The 13,905-nt window shown below is 63.2% G+C and carries 12 protein-coding genes and 1 tRNA gene; 5 read left to right on the top strand and 8 right to left on the bottom strand.

Annotated features, from left to right (window positions below):
• Positions 1-3: 3 nt before the first annotated feature.
• Together AS9A_RS03250 and AS9A_RS23775 are read right to left on the bottom strand one after the other, a co-directional pair.
• A complete protein-coding gene (locus AS9A_RS03250) occupies positions 4-714 on the bottom strand; it encodes a dienelactone hydrolase family protein (RefSeq protein WP_013805469.1) in 711 nt (236 codons plus the stop codon).
• An 83-nt stretch (positions 715-797) separates the two neighbouring features.
• On the bottom strand, positions 798-1,205 hold the full coding sequence (locus tag AS9A_RS23775) for a hypothetical protein (protein ID WP_148262390.1): 408 nt from the start codon (positions 1,203-1,205) through the stop codon (positions 798-800).
• 146 nt (positions 1,206-1,351) lie between these two features.
• On the opposite strand from AS9A_RS23775, the gene AS9A_RS03240 reads away from it, so the two are divergent.
• Entirely contained in the window at positions 1,352-2,749 is a 1,398-nt protein-coding gene (locus tag AS9A_RS03240) for a tetratricopeptide repeat protein (protein ID WP_013805467.1), read from the top strand.
• Here AS9A_RS03240 and AS9A_RS03235 read toward each other — a convergent pair.
• Positions 2,701-3,438: a YwaF family protein gene (locus tag AS9A_RS03235; protein ID WP_013805466.1), complete on the bottom strand. Its 738-nt coding sequence runs from the start codon at positions 3,436-3,438 to the stop codon at positions 2,701-2,703. The two genes, AS9A_RS03240 and AS9A_RS03235, sit on opposite strands and share 49 nt — an antisense overlap.
• Positions 3,439-3,533: 95 nt before the next feature.
• A tRNA-Thr gene (locus AS9A_RS03230) sits at positions 3,534-3,606 on the bottom strand.
• Positions 3,607-3,742: 136 nt separating this feature from the next.
• Here AS9A_RS03230 and AS9A_RS03225 point away from each other — a divergent pair.
• Positions 3,743-4,123 carry a nuclear transport factor 2 family protein gene (locus AS9A_RS03225; protein ID WP_013805465.1) on the top strand — a complete coding sequence of 127 codons (381 nt, stop codon included), beginning with the start codon at positions 3,743-3,745 and terminating at the stop codon, positions 4,121-4,123.
• 71 nt (positions 4,124-4,194) lie between these two features.
• On the opposite strand, the gene AS9A_RS03220 is transcribed toward AS9A_RS03225, so the two are convergent.
• The 3 genes from AS9A_RS03220 to AS9A_RS03210 all read right to left on the bottom strand — a co-directional run bounded on the left by AS9A_RS03220 (position 4,195) and on the right by AS9A_RS03210 (position 8,210).
• Positions 4,195-4,428, bottom strand: coding sequence for an MbtH family protein (locus AS9A_RS03220; RefSeq protein WP_013805464.1), 234 nt, complete (start codon positions 4,426-4,428; stop codon positions 4,195-4,197).
• 261 nt (positions 4,429-4,689) lie between these two features.
• A complete protein-coding gene (locus AS9A_RS03215; protein WP_049793642.1) occupies positions 4,690-6,477 on the bottom strand; it encodes an ABC transporter ATP-binding protein in 1,788 nt (595 codons plus the stop codon).
• Positions 6,474-8,210 carry an ABC transporter ATP-binding protein gene (locus AS9A_RS03210; RefSeq protein ID WP_013805462.1) on the bottom strand — a complete coding sequence of 579 codons (1,737 nt, stop codon included), beginning with the start codon at positions 8,208-8,210 and terminating at the stop codon, positions 6,474-6,476. Before AS9A_RS03210 ends, AS9A_RS03215 begins: the two co-directional genes overlap by 4 nt.
• A gap of 123 nt (positions 8,211-8,333) precedes the next feature.
• Between AS9A_RS03210 and AS9A_RS03205 the strand changes: the two genes are divergently transcribed.
• From AS9A_RS03205 to otsB, 3 genes are all read left to right on the top strand, one after another.
• Positions 8,334-8,519, top strand: a complete 186-nt coding sequence (locus AS9A_RS03205) for a hypothetical protein (RefSeq protein ID WP_013805461.1) — start codon at positions 8,334-8,336, stop codon at positions 8,517-8,519.
• 100 nt (positions 8,520-8,619) lie between these two features.
• A complete protein-coding gene (locus tag AS9A_RS03200) occupies positions 8,620-10,119 on the top strand; it encodes an alpha,alpha-trehalose-phosphate synthase (UDP-forming) (protein ID WP_013805460.1) in 1,500 nt (499 codons plus the stop codon).
• 123 nt (positions 10,120-10,242) lie between these two features.
• Positions 10,243-12,795, top strand: coding sequence for a trehalose-phosphatase (otsB, locus tag AS9A_RS03195; protein WP_013805459.1), 2,553 nt, complete (start codon positions 10,243-10,245; stop codon positions 12,793-12,795).
• On the opposite strand, the gene AS9A_RS03190 is transcribed toward otsB, so the two are convergent.
• Positions 12,784-13,875, bottom strand: a complete 1,092-nt coding sequence (locus tag AS9A_RS03190; RefSeq protein ID WP_041450825.1) for a LacI family DNA-binding transcriptional regulator — start codon at positions 13,873-13,875, stop codon at positions 12,784-12,786. The genes otsB and AS9A_RS03190 overlap by 12 nt on opposite strands.
• Positions 13,876-13,905 lie beyond the last annotated feature (30 nt).

Below are 13,905 nucleotides of genomic sequence, written 5' to 3'. Positions count from 1 at the left end.
CCGTCACACCTTCAGGTGCTCGCCGAAGAAGGCGAACACGCGGTGCCACGCATCTTCGGTCGCAGCGTCGTTGTAGGCGAACCCCGTCACCCTGAGCAGCGGCGTTGCGGGACCAAGATCAATCTTATTGGCGAAGCTATGCCCCACTTTCGGGTACGTCTTAACGTCATGCTCGACACCGTTCTTTTCCAGCGCGCGCACAAGCTTCTTTTCACCACCGATAAGGAGCGGATCACGGCCGCCGAAGCTGGCAACCATGGGACACGAACCTTCGAGCGCTTCGGTGAGGTGCCGCGGCAACACGCCATAGAAGGGTGCGCTTGCATCAAAGCCCTTGGGTGCCATAAGGATCGCGAACCCACCACCCATACAGAACCCGATGATACCCACAGCCCCCGTACAGTCGGCGCGCTCCACGAGGTGCTCCCGCGCGGCGAGCAGATCGTCGACAGTGCGGCCCCGGTGCAGCAGAAGGTCCTTCATCACAAGAGGCACACACCTGGCCTTCCCGCCCCGTGAATACAGGTCAGGCGCGAGGACTACATATCCTTTGTCCGCTATCCGCTGGCAACTCTCTAGCGTGTCATCAGTCATCCCAATTGCGTCGTGTACCACAACGACGCCGGGATACGGGGTGGCACCGTCCGCCTGCGAAGGAAGGAAAAGATGCCCTTGCATCGGGCCTGCCGGCGCGGCGAACTGAATGTCGGTCATGTGTGCTCCTTCGCGTCGACCCCATCCTGCCCGAAGAGGAGATCGGCGGACAGCAGGGGGCCGGCGCGTCAGAGCGTGTTGAGCTAGTCCGTCCGGGCCGCGTCACGCAGGAATGCGCGGTGCGCTGCGGTCTGGCTAGCGTCGCGCGCATTCGCTTGCGCTCCATAGCAGGGAAACAGCCAGCGCCGCGCGATCTCCGCACGGGATAGACGCCGCACTGGACGGTCAGGATCAGTCCAAAGATCAGCGGCTTCAGCGACAGACGGCGAACCTCCCCTTATTTTGAAGGGACGCTGGGACAGCCTGGCGGCTCGTGGCGCTGTGGCCTCGTCGGTCAGGCGGATAGCAATAGAGGTTCCGCGCACTACGGCGGTCGCGGGAGTACTAAGGACGGCAGCTAGAGATGAACGCATGTTTGACTCGCTTTCGTGGCGTGAGCACTGCTTCGATGCGAGTCCAGCCTCATCATTGAGCACCAGACGAGAAGCCACCAGCATAGCCTCGCAACGGTTGTGTGTCGACGCCAAATCTCAGCGCCCGAACCTGCCGTTCCAGGATCCGAACAAAGTCTCTATTCTTTGTCTTTGTCCTGTTCGCATCAACCTGCGAGTTGCGCTGTTCGCGAAGGAGACGCGATATGAGCGTCGAGCCGTCCGGCCCGGCTGGAAACACCGAGAACGCCGCACCTGACCGGGCCGCTCCAGAAGTCACGCCGCAAGCGGCGTCGCAAGACCCTGTGACGCAACGCCGTGAAGCACGCGAGCGCGGCGACCGAAATGCGATAGTCGTAGCATCACGAGCACTGTGGCAACGGCTGATGCGCAGCAGTGACAGCGGTGACGATGGCGCCACCAGCGTTCTGATCGCTGACCTACGCGCCGAGCGCACCGTTGGCGGCGCCGAAGGTGACGTAAGCTACCAGGCCCTGTGCGATTCCACCCTCGGACTCGTCCACACGAGGCGCGGAAATTTTGAAGCGGGCGAAGACGCCTACCGAAGTGCGGTGCGCGGCTACCGCTCGCTGGAGAACGACGCCGAGATCGCCGGCGTGCGCTACCACCTCGGTTGCCTGTACGCGCAGTCTGGACGGACCGCAGATGCGCGCCGGCAGTTCCAGGCGGCGCTGTCCACCTTCCGCGAGAAGAAGATGGGCGCCTGGTTCGCCCAGGCAAACCTCCGCCTCGCAGAGACATTGGCACCCGGCGATGCACAGCACATCCGCCATCTCAAGGACGCTCTTGGTGTTTTCGTCGGCGCTAAGCGCGATCGCGAAGCGGCAGACTGCGCAACGAAGCTTGCGGACTCATACGCTCACGCGGGCAACAAGAAGGTCGCTGAACAGCTTTACCACGAAGCAAGCAACCTCTACGAGAAAGTAGCCGCCCCCGCAGCGCATGCCGATGTTCTGGTCCGAACCGCGTTCTTCCTGTCGCACCACCAGCGTGATAGGGAAGCAGAGTTCTACTTTTCGCTCGCTCTCGACGCCGGTCTCAGCGCCGGTGCGATACCACTCGTGGCGCTATGCGACGCTGGCACAGCTCTCGCTTGGGACCGGATATCGCTGATGAGCTACTCTCGCGACAGCATCCTCACTCACAGCGTCGCGCTGATGCTCCCGTCACTGCTCTACTTCGACGCCGTGTCGCCCGCACTTGATACTCCCGGTGAGAATCCCGAAGCAAGCTGGCACGGCATTCTTTCCGACTTGCTGTCGTGGTGTGCGGCTGCCTTACCGCGAAATGAACATACGGAACCGCTGCACAATGAGATCGCTAAGTTCGCAGCGGACCGCGGGTATATGACAAGCCCGGCCGAGCCGCCGCGGCGCAGGCTCAGGAGGTATCGCATCGCGACTCCCGATGTCATGCCCCGTTTGGCCGAACTGCACCGCCTCCTACGCACGTCGACAGTTCCAGCTGCGCAGAACTGGCCGGCCGAGTCCGCGAGTGAAGACCTGCGGCAATACGCCCGTGTCGCGCGGTGTCGCTACTCCCCCGCTGTCTCCGACGGCAACCGCGGCGGCGACTCGCTATAGTGCGCTCCGAATTTCTTCCACGGCCACGTCATCAGTGCCCAGGTTGCGAATACGAGCGCAGTCGCGGCGATTAAATACCACGGCCACGGGCCCATGTAGTCGAGCAGCGAAGCGGTTTGCGGTTTAGCGTTCAGGAAACCGTAATTCGTGTCGGCGATGCGGTTGAACGTAAAGGTGAATGCCGCCCACGCGAGAGTCACTGCCACCGTGATCCGATAGCTCCTCCACGTCGGTCGAGTCCGCAGCCCCCACGTAAGGTAAATCGCTGCCCAGACAACCAAAAGGTGCATTGCCCAGAAAGCGATGAACTCATGGTGCGGGAAATCTGGCGACTGCAACGCCGGTGACACCAAAGCTTGCGTGCTGAGAACAAGGCACCAGTAGTAGGTCAGGGCAAAGGCCCACGGCTTCCGTGACCACAGTGCGTACGCCGCGGTGACAGCCGCGAGGTCAGATAATTGCAACGGCACCGAGCGTCCCACGCTGGGTGGAATCATCGAGTAGATGAAAATCCCCGCGTACAGAACAATTGCAATGATCCCCAACACCCTGCTGAACCGCACTGCTGCGGCAGTGTCTTTATGGGAACGGCCGATTTTGACGAAAGCAAACGCACCTACCGCGAATACAGCGACGACAGCCCAGTGCGATACGCCGTACGCGGAGAATTCATCTTGCGCAATCAGCATGTCCACATCATCCAACGTACCGAAGCAATCAAATGGGTGTTCCCGCTAGAAACTAGAGGCTGCGCCGGGAGAAGCGCAGCCTCACAGCGATCAAGAGCTGGCGAGGGGACTTGAACCCCTAACCGCCCGATTACAAGTCGGGTGCGCTACCAATTGCGCCACGCCAGCATCGGCCCTACTGAAGCCTGAACCATCTTAACGGCATTCGCTGATTCCGCCCAATCGCCCTCTCTCAGCGCACGATTGCCTGAGCAGGATGGGGCTTCGCCGAACAACGGCTCACCAAACCCGCTAGCGTGTAGCTATGAGCACGTCTGAGATCGCCACGGTACTGGCTTGGCATGAGGCGCTGAATACCCGGGAAATTGCCACTCTCATCCAGCTTTCGAGTGAGGACATCGAAATCGCTGCGCCCGACCACGCGAGTCAGGGCATCGCCGCGCTGTGCGACTGGGCCGAGTCCGTGGACACTGGCTTCGTCCCAGGGCGGATGTACTACCGCGGCGGCGTAGTCGTAGTCGAGGAGGAGTTGCACCATTCAGCGTCTGAACGCGATCTTGACGTTCAGGCGTCAGCCTTCCGCGTGGTCGACGATCAGGTTGTTTCGATGTTTCGCCATGCATCACTGGACGAGGCTTTCGAGGCCACCGGGCTACGAGCCGCGGATCGAGTCGACGACAAGTAGCTCGAGCACACAAATCGGGTCCTAGCCGAAAGCTAGGACCCGATTTGAGAGCTCAGTTGAGTGCTGCTGCGTTACTCGTCGTCGTCGTCAGCGTCCGCGGCCATCGCGTCACGCAAGCTCTTGGGACGCAAGTCGGTCCAGTTCTTCTCGACGTACTCGAGGCACGCGGCACGGCTCTCTTCGCCGAAGACGACGCGCCACCCTGCTGGTACGTCTGCGAAAGCAGGCCACAGTGAGTGCTGCTCTTCGTCATTGATCAGCACGTAGAAGCGGCCGTTCTCGTCATCGAAGGGGTTGGTGCTCATCAATCCTCACTCTGCATTCTGCAACACGACCGTTCGGTCTCCGGCTGATACACCCGTACAGCGCAACCGCCATACCGTACAAGGCGCGCCGTCACTTCGTCCATTCACCCGTCGTAGTGAATGCCAATACGCCACTTCCGCTGACATGTGCCGCGTGACGCCGCCTTGCACTTTGTGGCAGCTTAACCGGTGATCGCGGCGAGCGGCGGCGCAACTTCGAAACGTAGCGCGATATTGATCACGGCTGGCGGACCGCCGAGACTATGCGGGGCTTCGGCCCTCCCATGCTTCCCACAGTTCGGCGTACCGTCCACCCCGCTGCAGCAGTTCCTTGTGCGGGCCTTCCTCGACGACCCGGCCCTCTTCAAGCACCACTACGCGATCTGCCCGGGCAGCCTGCGTGAGACGGTGCGCGACGATCAGCGCGGTCCGCCCCTTCATCACTTCGTACGCATAGTGTTCGAGCTCACGCGCGCCGGCACTCCCCGCTTCTGCGGTCGCTTCGTCCAGAATCGCGACCGGCGCGTCTGCGAGCACAAGCCGGGCGAGCGCAATTTGCTGTGCCTGCGCAGCCGACAACTGGTAGCCGCCTTCACCGACCATTGTCGCGATACCTTCAGGCAGGGCTTCTACCCAGCCGAGCGCTCCTACTTGACGCAACGCGGCATACAACGCGTCGTGGTCGGCGAACCGGTTCGCGAGTCTCAGGTCTTCAAACAGGGGGCCGGAGAACACGTGCACTTCCTGACTGATGATGACGACGTGCCTACGCAGGTCGTACACGCCGAGGTCCCCGAGGTTTACGCCACCGATCCGGGCCGTTCCCGAGTTTGGCGTGATCGAGCCCGCGGCAATCGCCGCTACGGTTGTCTTGCCCGCCCCCGTTGAGCCAACGAGGGCAACCCGCTCCCCGGGCTCGAGAGTGATCGTCACGCCGTGGAGCACCGGCTTGACACCGTCATAACTGAACTCGAGGTTCCGGAGTTCGAGGCGTGAATCCTCGGGGAGCGCGGAGGTTCCGGATTCGCGCACCATTTCGCTGTTGATCAGCCCGACTAGCCGCCGCAGGCTTTCGCCCGCAGCCTGAATGTCGTTGAAAGAGAACAATAAGCCTTGCATTGGCAGGAATAGCCGGTGGAAAAGCAGCGCAGCGATCGTTGCTTCACCGACGGAGATCTGCTGTCCATCCCGGACGAGCAGGAAGCTGACCCCCAGCACTGCCGCGAGTCCGATGTACTGAACGAGCTTTCCGCGGGCGACGAACCTAGTCAATTCGCGGAAACTCGTCGTCATCTGGTCACGCGCCTCGCTCGACGCATCGCTGATGTAGCTGATCTGGTCCTTTTCGAGCCCGTAGGCGTGGACTGTGGGCAGACCCTGCATTCCGGAGACCAGCGCTTGCGACCGCGCCGACAGCGCGACGCGCTCGGCCGTGAACATCGGCCCCGACCGCGGAAGGTACCAGAGGAGCACTGCCAAGCCCAGCGGCACCGAGACCAGCGCACCGAGCCCCAGACGATAGTCGATCGAGAAGATGGCGACGAAGCTGAGCCCGGCCAGTGTGAGCGACGAAAAGCTCGCTGGGACGGCATTACCCACCACGCGAGCGATTGCAGCAACGTCATCGTTAACGCGCGACAGCAGGTCACCTTTACCGGCCCGCTCGACGGTGCGCACAGGCAGCAGCAGCGCATGCTCGAGCGCGCGTTCCCGCAGATTTGCCAGGACGGTTTCACCGACGTGGCACATCAGGTAGGTCGCGGCACCCGATAGCAAGCCCGCGGCGATGGCGGCGATACCGATTTGCACTATGACCATCACGATGCGGGACGTCGGCGCCCCTGCGAGTACGTCGTCAACAAGTCGTCCGAGTACGTACACAGGCACGATGATCGCTGCCGCGGCGACGACCGCGAAAAGCGTCGCGAATGCCGCCCGCCACGGGTCTCGGCGGAGCACAGACCGCAGCCATACGCCGCACTGCCGCGACGTTGCCACAGGGAGCGCCGGGCGAGGGGCGCGTGGGCGCGTATCGGTCCCCGCCGTCATCGCAGCACCACCCGCCGGTAGCTTTCATCCGTCGCGGCGAGATGCTCGTGCGTAGACACCCTCGCAACCTGCCCGTTCTCAAGGACGACGACGTGATCGCAGAATGAGAGCAACGCCGGGCTGCTCGTCACGATGATCGTCGACTGGATGCGCGGGCCGCTACGGTGGCGCAGTTCAGCGATGCCCTGCGCGATTGTTTGCTCAGTCACCGCGTCCACCGCAGTGGTCGGGTCGTGCAGAACGAGGACTGACGGTGCAGCGACAAGCGCCCGCGCGAGTGCGACGCGCTGACGCTGCCCACCGGACAGACTCTCACCCCGGTCGGTCACGGGATGGTCGAGGCCCTCCTCATGCATCGTCACCACATCGCGCGCCGCAGAGGCGTCAAGTGCGACTTCCACCTGCTCGTCGAGTGCGTCCGGACGCCCCGCTCTGACGTTGCTCCCAATCGTGCCGGTGAACAGGTCCGTCCGGTGCGGCTCGACGAGGAGGGCCCGCTGCGCGTGTTCCGGCGCTACCTCGGCGATGGGGACGCCCCCGACAAGCACTCTGCCCCGGTACTCGTCAACGGGAAGTCGTCCGGAAAGTACCGCCACAAGCGCGTCTGCATCATTCGGGTCATAACTCAGCACCCCGATCAGCTCACCGGCCTCTACCTTGAGGGAGACGCCGTTGAGGGACTTGTAGGACAGGCTGGCGATCTCCAGATCTCGCCTTCCTTTTGGCAGGGATAGCGGGCCGGGTGTCAAAATGAACTCCGCGCCGAGAATCCGGTCTAGCCGCTGCGACGATGCCCTTCCGATCGCGATTCCGCGTGGCGTGGCTGCTAGGGCACCGAGCGGTCCCGGTAGGAACTGTGAGAGGCCGACCACCGCGATCAACTCTCCGGGGGTGATGTCACCGGCGAGTGCGAGATACCCTCCGTAGCCCGCAACAACGACAGCGAGCACACCGTTCGCCGTATAGGACGCGCTCGTGTAGAGGCCGTTGATCCGGGCCGAGCGGACTGCCGCGCGCAACGCGATCCGGCTTTGGGTGCGGTAACGATGGGCCGCCATGTCCTCGCCGCCGATCCCACGCAGGGGGCGCAGGCCGCTGACGAGGTCGGTCGCGAGCGCAGAGGCCCATCCTGCAGCGGAGTTCTGGGCGCTCGCTCGCTGAGTGATGGTCGGCGAGACACGTTGCAGCCCGCCTAGGATCAGAGGCGTGGCCACGATGACCACGAGTCCAAGTGTCAGATTGATGTAAAGCAGCGCCCCGATCGCCACGACCGCGGCGGCGAGCGCGGCGACTCCCCGGGCGACGACGCTGAGAACACCGGCCGCGTCCTCGGCCCCCTGGGTCGAAACCGTCAGCAACGCACCCACACGACTTCGCAGCCGGACTCCCCTGGGATCAAGGATTCGAGTGGCAACCTCGACCCGTAGTCGGTGCGCCTCGTTCTCAGCGACTCGCTTGACGATTCGCGCACCAAAGCGCCATGTGACGACGATCACAATGAACAAGCCGATCAGAAATGCGCCGTACTGAATAAGGGCGTCCTCATCGGCCGGGCTGATGACGCGGTCAATGATGAGGCCGATCGTGATCGGGATCAGCGTTTCCGCTACCTGATATGCGCACAGCAGCAGCGTGCCCAGCGGGAATAGCCCACGGTTGCGGCGAAAGACGCGCCGCAGCACGCCCTGACCATCGCGCGACCGGCCCGCGCTGGGCGCTCGCGTTGATGACATCTCGCCTCCCGATGACATTCGCTGAAGCCGACACTAACTCAGCATCGAGTGGCATAAAGGCACTTAGCTCTCTTAAAGTCGCAATGGATCGGCAGGTCGCACATATTGCAGGAGGAAGAGCGGATGGCCGCTACGGCCCGGGAGAACGACGTAATCACTGACGACGACATCGAGCCGTTGGCTGATGAAACGGCGCGGCAGGCACAGCGTGTCGTCGCCGCGTACGCACAGGACGCGGATGAGTGCCGCATGTTCCTGTCGATGCTCGGCATCGGCCCGGGCACGGCCGGGCCTACCAAGGCTGAGTGACACCGCACGTAGTAGCGGCGCACCGTGGGCTGCTCCCCAATCTGTGCGACGCTAGCTGTGCGACCTTCGCAGCAACAACACACCGGATGGGGTGACCGGAATGGCAGGTAAATCCGTATCCGCGGGAAGCGACGAGGCACGCGCGGCACAGGAGTCGGCGCCTGAACTCGTTGTCGTAGCGAACCGGCTTCCAGTCGATCTGGAAAAACTGCCAGACGGGTCGACCCGCTGGAAGCGCAGCCCCGGTGGTCTGGTTACCGCTCTCGAGCCAGTACTCCGGAAGAATCACGGCGCCTGGGTGGGCTGGCCCGGAGTTCCTGACGTAGACGTCGACCCCATCGTGGAAGACGGCCTCGCGCTCTATCCGGTCGCCCTTTCGTCCCGCGACGTTACCGAGTACTACGAAGGGTTCTCCAACGGAACGCTCTGGCCCCTCTACCACGATGTTGTCGTCAAGCCCATTTTCGACCGGACCTGGTGGAACACGTACGTCGAAGTGAACCGGCGTTTCGCGGAGGAGACCGCCGCGATCGCGGCCGAGAACGCGACTGTGTGGGTTCAGGATTACCAGCTGCAACTGGTGCCGAAGATGCTGCGCATGCTGAGACCGGACCTGACCATCGGTTTTTTCCAGCACATTCCGTTCCCCCCGATCGAGATCTTCATGCAGCTGCCGTGGCGGACAGAGATAATCGAGGGACTGCTCGGCGCGGATCTGGTCGGCTTCCACCTACCGGGTGGCGCACAGAACTTCGTCTACCTGGCGAACCGCCTCGCCGGTCACCCCGTCAGTCGCGGACAAATCGGCGTGCGCTCCAAGTTCGGCGAGGTCCAGGTCGGTTTCCGGACCGTGCGCGCAGGGGCGTTCCCCATTTCGATCGCCTCGGGGGAACTGGACGAGCTCTCGAAATCACGGTCGGTTCGCCAGCGCGCAAAGCAGATCCGGCAAGAACTGGGGAACCCTCGCCGAATCATGCTGGGCGTGGACCGGCTGGACTACACCAAGGGAATCAATATCCGGATGACGGCGATCCAGGAGCTTCTGGCCGACGGTCGCCTGGACCCCAAGGAGAACATTTTCGTCCAGCTCGCGACTCCGTCCCGTGAACGCGTTGAGCACTACATGCACATGCGTGACGAGATTGAGCGTCAAGTTGGCCGAATTAACGGTGACTTCGGCGAGGTCGGCCACCCAGTTGTGCACTACCTTCACCGCCCGATTCCGCGCAATGAGCTAGTCGCTTTCTTTGTCGCTGCCGACGTCATGCTGGTAACGCCGGTCCGCGACGGAATGAATCTCGTCGCAAAGGAATACGTTGCGTGTCGCAGTGATCTTGGCGGCGCGTTACTTCTGAGTGAATTTACTGGCGCCGCTACGGAATTACGGCAGGCGTATCTGGTTAACCCGCACGACATCGACGGGGTCAAAGATTCCCTGCTTGCCGCACTCGATCAGGCCCCTGAAGAGGGACGAAAGAGGATGCGTGCCCTGCGTCGGCAAGTCCTCACACACGATGTGAATCGCTGGGCCCGCGCATTTCTGAACGCACTTGCCGAAACGCCTCACGCGGGGGAAACTGGAGCCTCGCTGCGCCGCTGAAACTAGCGTTGCGGTCAAAAAGGCGGAAGTGATGCACGTCGCATCATGCCCGCATTCATAGGCTGTATCCGTGGGAACTAAGCTTTTTTTACGTTGTGAATTTCTGAGAAAGGGTTTCGGCGCGTGAGTGCTCAGGATCTGCCCGTCGAACTGCGGCGCGCTCTGTCACAGATTGCCCGCACACCACGCCTTCTTGTCGCGTGCGATTACGACGGCACGATGGCCCCCATCGTCTCGGACCCAGACCGGGCCCACCCGAATATGGAAGCCGTACGCGCGCTGCGCACGCTCGCTTCGTTGCCGTCCACTACCGCCGCGGTGATTTCCGGCCGAGCCCTCCGCGACCTCGCAACACTGTCGCGCCTGCCAGCAGAAGTCCACCTCGTGGGCAGCCACGGCTCGGAATTCGAAGTCGGCTTCGTCCACGCGATAAGCGCAGATGCTCGGCGCTTGCTACAGCAAATTGAGAAAAAGCTCGTACAAATCGCCGACGCGCATCCTGGGGTCTCGATCGAGACAAAGCCAGCGAGTGTCGCTTTCCACGTCCGGAACGCGGAAGCATCGGTGGCCGAAGCCGCCCTTGAACAAGTGTGCACCGGGCCAGCCACGTGGGATGGCGTCCAGGTCACGGAAGGCAAGGCGGTCATCGAGCTTGCCGTCATCAGCACTGATAAGGGCCAGGCGCTCGACATCCTGCGGCACCAGGAAGGCGCGACCGCGGCGGTCTTCTTCGGTGACGATGTCACTGACGAGAAAGCATTCCGCCGGCTCCACGGGCCCGATGTGGGCGTAAAGATCGGCCCCGGGGAATCGCTGGCCGGGTACCGCATCGAGCAGCCCGAAGACGTTGCCGTCGCGCTCGCGCTACTTCTCGAAGAGCGCAAGACCTGGCTGCACGGTGACAGCGTGACCCCGATCGAGCGATTGACGATGCTGGCCAGCCCGAACAACGTCGCGCTTATCACTCCTGACGGTGCCCTGAGCTGGCTTTGCCACCCTGAGCCGGACTCCGGGGCAATCTTCGCGCACCTGCTCGGGGGCGAATCTGCGGGCCACTTCACTGTCGGGCCGCTGCGGCAAGGACTGCCGCTGAGCCAGCAGTATGTGGATGGCACGATGACGGTCGAAACGCGCTGGGCGAGCCTGCTCGTCACGGATTACCTCCCGCACGACGTCACGATTGGCCGTACAGACCTGACACGCGTCATCTCTGGCGACGCATCAGCGGTCGTGCGCTTCGCGCCCCGCCCAGAGTTCGGACAGGTCCCAGTCCGGATCATCAAGGTCGATGACGGGCTGCGCGTTGAAGGCACCAACGATCCGATGGTTCTCCGTTCCCCCGGCATCGAATGGGAAGTGACTTCGGATGGAATGCAGGAAACTGCCACCGCGACCGTTCACCCCGCGGACGGAGAGATCGTTCTTGAACTGCGCTGCGGAACGTCCGACATCCTCGAGATGAAGGTGCCGGAACCGGAAAGGCGCCAGCAAGCGGAGGATTACTGGCGGTTATGGGCCGAGAAGCTCGATCTGCCGCCCCTGAAGCCTGCACTGATGAAGCGGTCTGCGTTGACTTTGCGCGGCCTCGTGCACGCCGAGACTGGCGCCATTCTCGCTGCGGCCACCACGTCGCTGCCCGAGGAAATCGGCGGGGTCCGCAACTGGGACTACCGATTCTGCTGGCTCCGCGACGCAGCCATGACTGCGTCGGCGCTGGTGGCGTGTGGTTCACTCAGTGAAGCTGAGGACTACCTCGAATGGGTCCACCGCGTGCTCGACACCGTGCCCGGGCCGGAGCGCCTGCACCCGCTCTACACGCTGCAAGGCACCGCCTTACCACCCGAAGCCGTCATCGATTCGCTGCCCGGATATGCCGGTTCACGCCCGGTGCGAGTGAGCAACGCGGCCAACAATCAGGTGCAACTCGACGTCTTCGGCCCGATCGTCGAGCTCATCCATAATCTCTCCGAGGCCCGGATCGCCGCGGGCTACAGCGAGCCGGTTTCCGCCCGCGACTGGCAGCTAGTGCGCGCGATGGTCTCGGCGGTCGAACGACGATGGTCCGAGCCAGATCATGGGATCTGGGAGATCCGCGGCGCTCCCCGTCACCACGTGTACTCGAAGGTGATGTGCTGGGTCACCGTGGACCGCGCACTCAAGCTCGCCAACAAGTTCGGCTTCACCGTGCCGCTCGGGTGGAAGACGTTGCGTGATGTCATCGCCAAGCAGGTATGCGACAAGGGCTGGAACGAGGAAATCCGGTCTTTCACGGCGGCTTACGACGGCGTCGATCTCGACGCAGCAACGCTCCATATCGGACTTTCGGGGCTTGTCGATCCTTCAGACGAGCGGTTCGCCGCCACTGTCGTCGCCACCGAAGCAGAACTTCGCAGCGGCTCCACGGTGTACCGCTATCACCACGATGACGGGTTGCCCGGCGGCGAGGGCGGGTTCCATTTATGTGCGGCGTGGCTTGTTGAGGCATATCTGCTCACCGGCCAGCAGGCCCAAGCCGATGCGCTATTCGCTCAACTCGTCACCGCCGCGGGTCCGACCGGACTGCTAAGCGAGGAGTACGATCCCGTCGCCGAACGCGCGCTTGGCAATCACCCACAGGCGTACAGCCACATCGGTTTACTCCGCTGCGCGCAACTGTTGTCTGCGTCAGCCCACTGAGGAGGGCCCCACTGCGGGGCCCAGAGTGGCGCCGAGGAGCAACTCCGTAGGCACCATTTCCACGGCCAACCGGTCTGGGCTGTAAGCGAGGAGGAGTTCCCCTGCGCGCCTGCCCTTTAAGGCCGCGGGCTGGGCAACCGTTGTGAGGCCAGCTCGACGCGCTTCACGGATGCCGTCGAATCCAGTCACAGACAGTGTGCGGGGCACGCCGATCCCATCGTCAGCGGCGTACGCCAGCGCCCCCAGGGCGAGCACATCGGTGGTGCACATTACAGCGGTGATCGACGGAACCGCGCGACGGAGCTCATGGGCCGCCTGCTGACCTGCGTCGCGGGAATGCGCGGACCGCTCGGCGATTGTCACCTCAGCGCCAGCCATGTCGGCCGCGTCGAGAATCGCCCGTATGCGCGCGTTCTGAACAGGGAGGGGTGACGTCAGCGCGCGTTCGCGGCCTACAAACTCATCACGGTCGTCTGGCCCGAGCCGCATGCAAATGACTCCGATCCGGCGGTGCCCGGCTGCGAAGACGGCGTCGGCGAGTTCGCGCATCGCGCAGTAGTCGTCAATTCCGACCCGCGACGTTCCGGGAATGCCGACCGGCTGGTCGCACACCACCACTGGCAGCTGACGTTCCAGGGCCGCCGCGAGGTACGGATCGTCTACGGAGACCGAGTACACGACAAACCCGTCCACTCCCGCTCGCTGTACCGCGGCCGCAGCCTGGGAATCGTCGCGATCCGGCCCGGCGGGGACGATGAGCAGCGATTTTCCCGCCGAGTCACACGCGTCCGCGAGGCCAGCGACGAACTCCACGGCAGCCGGATCTCGAAAGGAATAGCTGAGTGGCTGATCGAGAAGCAGACCGACTGTGTCCGCCTTACGTGTGCGCAGCGAGCGTGCCACGGGATCGGGGCCCGGGTAGCCGATCTCTTTCGCCGCCGCGAGCACCCGCTCGCGAAGTTCAGGTGACAGCTGGTCAGGGCGGTTGTAGGCGTTGGACACGGTCGTGCGCGAGACCTTGAGTTCCGCCGCCAGCGACGCCAAAGTGGCGCGCCGACGGGGCCTGCTTGACCGAGGCATAGGTGGACCGTAACCGCACCGGGGCCAGAC

This window comes from Hoyosella subflava DQS3-9A1 (genome assembly GCF_000214175.1).
Taxonomy (GTDB): domain Bacteria; phylum Actinomycetota; class Actinomycetes; order Mycobacteriales; family Mycobacteriaceae; genus Hoyosella; species Hoyosella subflava.
The sequence above is the reverse complement of the archived record's forward strand: the minus strand, read 5'-3'. Positions and strand labels throughout refer to the sequence as shown.